The following is a 6,686-nucleotide window of genomic DNA, read 5'->3' as shown; positions in this document are numbered from 1 at the left end:
TTATATATTTTTATATATTTTTTTATACTATTCCGGATTATAATCCTTCAGCATTATATGAGCAACAATTGTGCATATAGTAAATAATATAAAAAGTACTGCCATTAAAACTATAAACTGTGTTGTAGTCATTGGTATTCCTGCAAATACTACAACAATAAATACCACAAATATAATTGTAGCTATTATATTTGCTACTTTTCCTATTTTTATCTTTGTTTCCTGTGACATATTATTTTCTTCTTTCGTATTCTATTTTCTTTTCATCAATACAAAGCTGTCATTTCTTCCTATTTCTTCATATTTCTCGTCTATTATGTAATCTAAATCATTATCTGTTCCATCATTTTCATTATAAATATTATTTTCTCCATTTTCGACTATGTATTTTGCCTGCCCTGATTCAATATATTCCTTGAATTCTTCCTGCATTTCGTCATTTACACTGCACATCCAATCCTGTAGCATAAAATATTTATAGCATGGGACTATATCCGTCACAATATAATACTCTGATTTGACGTTATATGCCAACACGCTGTTTCTTGATTTTTCAGGAATTAATTTCGTTATTTCTTTTGCATCTTTTTCTATACCTGTTAACTTATTTACGTCATAACTAATCATGGATTTTGTAGAAATAAAAGCACATGATAAATTTAAACTGATTAAAATCAATGTAAATATTCCAAACACTTTATTAATAATCTTATTATTCTGCACCAAATCTGCTGTCATACCACAAGCTACTATATAAACAGGAAACCATATATACATATAATTTAAATTTGGCCTCATTCCTAATTGAACTACAATACCAACAATTGCAGATATCATAAGAGAAAGAGAAACAATTCTCTCTTTCTTATTTGTCACAAAATTTGAAATTGCTATCAACAATGACATTAGTAAATTTAAATTTACAATTAAAATTGTAAACACTCCTGCATTTAATAAAATTCCGTTTGTGTTTAGTGTATATTTTATATTATGTATAATCGTTCCATAAAACATTTCATATATCGCATTCTTTTTTATGTAATAAATTACAAAAGGCACTAGTACCAAAACTGCACCTATTATAAAAGCCACAATATTTTTCAGTATATTGCTCCACTTTTTATTAACAGCTAATAAAACCGTCCCCGTTATAATCATCACACTTATTGGTAAAAAATTAGTCATTCTTATCAATACACAAACCATAAATGTAATTCCATAAAAAAAAGCATATTTAACATTATGTTCTATATCATTATCTATGTCGCATTTAAAATATTTGACTACAAAATACATACTCCATACCAAAAATGGTATACAGTAATCCTCTGTCATATTTCCTGCAAAATATATTCGATTTAATAGTAATGCAATTATTGTAATTATTATTGATTTTCTTTGGTCATTATAGAAAAGATCAATAATCTTATAACTACCATATAATGTTACTGTAAGAAAAGGTATTTCAATTAAAAGAAATCCTATTTTATTACCGGTCAGCATCGCTCCCATCCATTGTATTACAAACATCAATGGTCCCTTATGTTCAAAAAAGTCAATATATGGAACTAATCCCTTTTCAACTAATATTCCCTCTAGCATATAATTAGCTGTATCACTATGACACCATTTATATAAAGGTGATGTATCATATGAAAACAATAGTAAAAAAACAAATGCTACAAAACTAAAAACAATTATTCTATTTACTATATGCATAGTTATATCTTTTTTTTGCTCTCTCATCCCTTCTCACTTTCCCTTTTACATTTATATTCATTAATACAAAATCTCCCGACTCATATCTCTATCCGCAATAGAAAAATATTTGTCGGGAGATTATTATTTTTTATTTACTGAGCATCTTTAATTGAGAAGCTTATTCTTCCCATCTTATCCTTGCCCAAGCATTTACATTTTACATGATCTCCAAGTGTAAGATAATCTTCAACATGTTCAACTCTTTCTTTTGAAATCTTTGAAATGTGAACCATTCCTTCTTTTCCCGGAGCGAACTCGATAAACGCACCAAATTCCTTAATGCTTACAACTGTTCCTTCAAGAATCATTCCTTCTTCGAAATCTGTTGTAATGATCTGGATATATTCAATTGCCTTATCAATCTGTTCTTTGTCAACTCCACATACAGATACAGCTCCATCATCTGTTATATCAATCTTAACGCCTGTTTCTTCAATTATAGCATTAATTGTTTTACCCTTCTGTCCTACAACATCACCAATCTTAGCCGGATCAATATGAATCTGAACAATCTTAGGAGCATATGCACCTACTTCTTTTCTAGGTTCTGCAATTGCAGGTTTCATACAATTATCCATAATGAAAAGTCTTGCTTCTCTTGTTCTCTGGATTGCACCTTCTACGATTTCTCTTGTAAGTCCATGAATCTTAATATCCATCTGAATAGCTGTAATACCTTCTGTTGTTCCTGTTACCTTAAAGTCCATATCGCCAAAGAAATCTTCGAGTCCCTGAATATCTGTTAATAATACATAATCATCATCTGTATCTCCAGTAACAAGACCACATGAAATACCAGCTACCATAGCCTTAATTGGAACACCTGCTGCCATAAGCGACATACATGATGAACATGTACTAGCCATTGATGTTGAACCATTTGATTCAAATGTTTCTGAAACTGTTCTGATTGCATATGGGAATTCTTCTTCTGAAGGAAGAACAGGTACTAATGCTTTTTCTGCTAATGCACCATGTCCGATTTCTCTACGTCCCGGTCCTCTTGATGGTTTTGTTTCCCCAACTGAGTATGATGGGAAGTTATAGTGATGCATATATCTCTTTACTGTTTCATTTTCATCTAATCCATCAATTTTCTGTGATTCAGATAATGGTGCTAAAGTACAAATGTTACAAATCTGTGTTTGTCCTCTAGTAAACATAGCTGAACCATGAACTCTAGGAATAATATCAACTTCTGCTGCAAGTGGTCTTATCTGATCTAAAGCTCTGCCATCCGGTCTCTTATGATCTTTCAAAATCATTTTACGTACTGTTTTCTTCTGATACTGGTAAAGAGCTTCTCCAAGTACTGCAAGCCATTCTTCATTTTCTGCAAATGCTTCTTCAAGTCTTTCTCTAATCTTGCTTATATTTTCTTCTCTTACCTGTTTAACATCTGTAAATACAGCTTCTTCCATCTCTGCAGGTGGAACAATCTCTTTTATTGCTGCAAATAATTCTTCAGGTATTGTAAAACTTTCATATTCATGTTTTGGCTTACCAACTTCGGCAACAATCTTATTTATAAATTCGATAATCTTCTGGTTAACATCATGAGCCATATAAATAGCTTCAATCATTTTAGCTTCAGGAATAATGTTGGCACCTGCTTCAATCATTATAACTTTTTTACTTGTTGAAGCAACTGTTAACTGTAAATCTCCTTCTTTCCACTGTGACTGTGATGGGTTGATGATAAATTCTCCATCAACCAAACCAACCTGTGTCATTGCACATGGACCATCAAATGGAATATCTGAAATACATGTTGCGATAGCTGAACCTAACATAGCAACAATTTCAGGTCTGCACTGAGGATCAACTGATAATACTAAGTTATTTAATGTAACATCATTTCTATAATCCTTAGGGAATAAAGGTCTCATAGGTCTGTCAATAACTCTTGAAGTTAAAACTGAGTTTTCACTTGCCTTGCCTTCTCTCTTATTAAATCCACCCGGAATTTTACCTACTGCATACATTTTTTCTTCAAATTCAACTGAAAGTGGGAAGAAATCAATTCCCTCTCTTGGTTTTTCTGATGCTGTTGCTGTAGATAATACTGTTGTATCTCCATAATGCATTAATGCTGCACCGTTAGCCTGAGCAGCAACACGTCCAACATCTACTGTAAGTGTTTTACCACCAATTTCAATACTAAAACTCTTGTACATTTTCGTCTCCTTTTCTCTATCTTAGTACCATCTCACTGATACATCTTTCCGACACATATAATGTGTCCTTTGAATGTCTTATATATCCGGCAAACACCGAAACTACTGAAAAAAGGGCGAATTACTTTTCGTCCGCTTTTTCAGTGGTCTCGGGTTTCAGTTTGCCAATTAGATATATTAAATAAGCAATCTTTTTTATTATAAACAATACGATACAAAAAAGCAACCAAACATTTAACCTTAACTAAATTCCACCGATTTTATAATATTTGTTTTTCACATTAAAAAACTGCACTTTAACAATATAAACCTTGTTAAAATGCAGTCTTTTATAAAACTTATATTATTTTCTAATACCAAGTTTAACAATTAATGCACGGTATCCTTCAAGATCTGTTTTCTTTAAGTAGTCAAGTAAACCTCTTCTCTTACCTACCATCTTAAGAAGACCTCTTCTTGAATGATGATCCTTCTGGTTAACTTTTAAATGTTCTGTTAACTCCTGGATTCTTGCTGTTAAAATTGCAATCTGAACTTCAGGTGAACCTGTATCGCCCGGTTTTCTTGCATATTCGTTAATAATTGCTGTTTTCTTTTCCTTTGTTATCATTACGACAACCTCCTTAATTATTTTAATATCGCCATACACTTAAGTAACGGTTGGAGTATCCAATACTTAGTGTAGGTTCGCATACCTTGCTATGTTATCATACATTGCAAGGTATGTAAACTAAATCTTTGTAAATTAGCGAAAATATTTAAATATCCTTCTATAACATACTAATATCTTTTATTCATCTTCTTTTTTTAATCCAATTATTCTTAAATAGAATTTTTTCAATTGTAAAATGATATTTAATATTTTTATTAAATTATATTTTCATTTTTATTCTGTCATTTATATCCATAGTTATTTGTTTTTTAAGTTGTTCTATATCATCAAATTTTCTTTCACCACGCATAAATTCGTAAAATGAAACTTCAATAACTTCTCCATATAAATTGCCATGAAAATTTGCAACATATGTTTCAACCTTTGTAGGATTATTTTCCGAAATCGTCGGATTAATACCTACATTAGTTATTGAGCGATAACTTTTTCCATTTATGTTGGTTCTTGTTGCATATACACCATTTGGTGGCAATAGTTTTGTTGCTGCCGGCAAAATATTAGCCGTAGGAAAATTTATCGTTCTTCCGATTTTCTTTCCTTCTTCAACCTTTCCAATAACACTGTACGGATGGTCAAGCATCTCATTTGTTTCCTCTATCCTGCCTTCTATAATACTACTGCGTATTCCTGTACTGCTTATATCTTTGTCATGATATTTTTCTTTTTCAATTACATACAACTCATATCCGTATTTTTCTGTGTTTTCCTTCAGGTAATCAACATTTCCTGCACCCTTATTTCCAAAAGAGAAATCCGGTCCGCACACAATCGCTGTAGCCCCTAATTTTTTTTTCAAAAATTCTTTTATAAATTCATCAGGTTCTAATGCCAAAAATTCTTTTGTCATTGGCATGCTACAATAAACATCAATTCCCTGTTTTTCACACAGAAGTCTTTTTTCTTCATCTGTTACAATTGTTTTTACTGTCTGATTATTCAATACATCTTTAGGTTCCGCAGCAAATGTCAGAACAACTTTACGTCTTCCATTTGCCTTTTTAGCCAGTTCACTTAACAACTTTTCATGACCTTTATGTAACCCGTCAAATTTTCCAACAGTTACTATTGTATTGCTTAATTTTATCTTGTCTGTTGCTGACATGTTTATCATAATCCTACGACTCCTGTATGTATTTACAAAAATATCTTAATCGGTTTATATATCTGTTTATGTGCATCAAATTCATATATACCGATAAAATCTCCATTTTGTGCATAAACTCTTACTTTTTGTTTATCCTCAAAATTCATTCTTAACAATGTATTTCCGGCTGTAAACTTGTTTCCATTATATATTAATTTGTCAAATTTTTCTGACACAATACATTTAGAATATTTATCAAGCATTTGATCCACGGGAACGATATAATCTTTTAATCTTCCATCATCTCTTGCCTTTTCTATCTGTTCAAGAGTAATACTTTCTTCAACTTTAAATCTTTCGACTCTTGTTCTTTCCAGTTTATCCATGCATCCATAAACACCAAGTTTATTTCCTATGTCATGACATAAAGTTCTGATATAAGTACCTTTTGAACATGTAACAATCATTTCGACTCTGGGAAGGTCAACATCAGTTATAGTTATATCAACTATCTTACATTGTCTTGCCGGTCTTTCAACTTCTTCGCCTCTTCTTGCTAAATTATAAAGTTTCTGACCATTTATTTTTATAGCCGAAAACATAGGTGGAATCTGTGCATAATCACCTATAAAACTTTTAATTGTTGTAAAGACTTCTGTCTGGTCTAAAGCATTCAATTTATCTTCTTCAGCTTTATTTATTATATTACCTGTACTGTCCTGTGTATCTGTTTCCTGTCCTAGTAACAAAACAGCTTTATACGTTTTATCTTTTTCTGATAAAATATCGCATAATTTTGTTCCCTTTCCAAGACACACCGGCAATACTCCAACGGCATATGGATCTAGAGTTCCCATATGTCCTATCTTTTTCTGTTTCAAAATGCCTCTTAATTTTGCCACTACGTCATGAGACGTATATCCCGGCTCCTTATAGACATTTATTACACCACTTATCATTCATTCCTCCTGTAATGGTAAGTCACATTACT

Annotated in this window: 6 protein-coding genes; all 6 read right to left on the bottom strand. The window is 31.6% G+C overall.

Going from position 1 to position 6,686, the window contains the following annotated elements:
* Nucleotides 1-27: 27 nt before the first annotated feature.
* On the bottom strand, nucleotides 28-231 hold the full coding sequence (locus ABMA45_RS03475; RefSeq protein ID WP_022088493.1) for a hypothetical protein: 204 nt from the start codon (nucleotides 229-231) through the stop codon (nucleotides 28-30).
* 21 nt (nucleotides 232-252) lie between these two features.
* Complete coding sequence (locus ABMA45_RS03470; protein WP_022088492.1) at nucleotides 253-1,746, bottom strand: hypothetical protein; 1,494 nt, start codon at nucleotides 1,744-1,746, stop codon at nucleotides 253-255.
* Nucleotides 1,747-1,853: 107 nt separating this feature from the next.
* Nucleotides 1,854-3,938, bottom strand: a complete 2,085-nt coding sequence (locus ABMA45_RS03465) for a polyribonucleotide nucleotidyltransferase (protein WP_022088491.1) — start codon at nucleotides 3,936-3,938, stop codon at nucleotides 1,854-1,856.
* Nucleotides 3,939-4,281: 343 nt separating this feature from the next.
* Complete coding sequence (rpsO, locus tag ABMA45_RS03460) at nucleotides 4,282-4,548, bottom strand: 30S ribosomal protein S15 (RefSeq protein ID WP_022088490.1); 267 nt, start codon at nucleotides 4,546-4,548, stop codon at nucleotides 4,282-4,284.
* 262 nt (nucleotides 4,549-4,810) lie between these two features.
* Entirely contained in the window at nucleotides 4,811-5,722 is a 912-nt protein-coding gene (locus tag ABMA45_RS03455; protein WP_022088489.1) for a bifunctional riboflavin kinase/FAD synthetase, read from the bottom strand.
* A 23-nt stretch (nucleotides 5,723-5,745) separates the two neighbouring features.
* A complete protein-coding gene (gene truB / locus ABMA45_RS03450; RefSeq protein ID WP_022088488.1) occupies nucleotides 5,746-6,654 on the bottom strand; it encodes a tRNA pseudouridine(55) synthase TruB in 909 nt (302 codons plus the stop codon).
* Nucleotides 6,655-6,686 lie beyond the last annotated feature (32 nt).

Origin of the sequence: Eubacterium sp. CAG:156 (genome assembly GCF_000434315.1) — a bacterium.
Lineage (GTDB): Bacteria > Bacillota > Clostridia > Lachnospirales > Lachnospiraceae > Eubacterium_U > Eubacterium_U album.
Note: the sequence above shows the minus strand (reverse complement) of the source record. Positions and strands in the feature narration are given on the sequence as shown.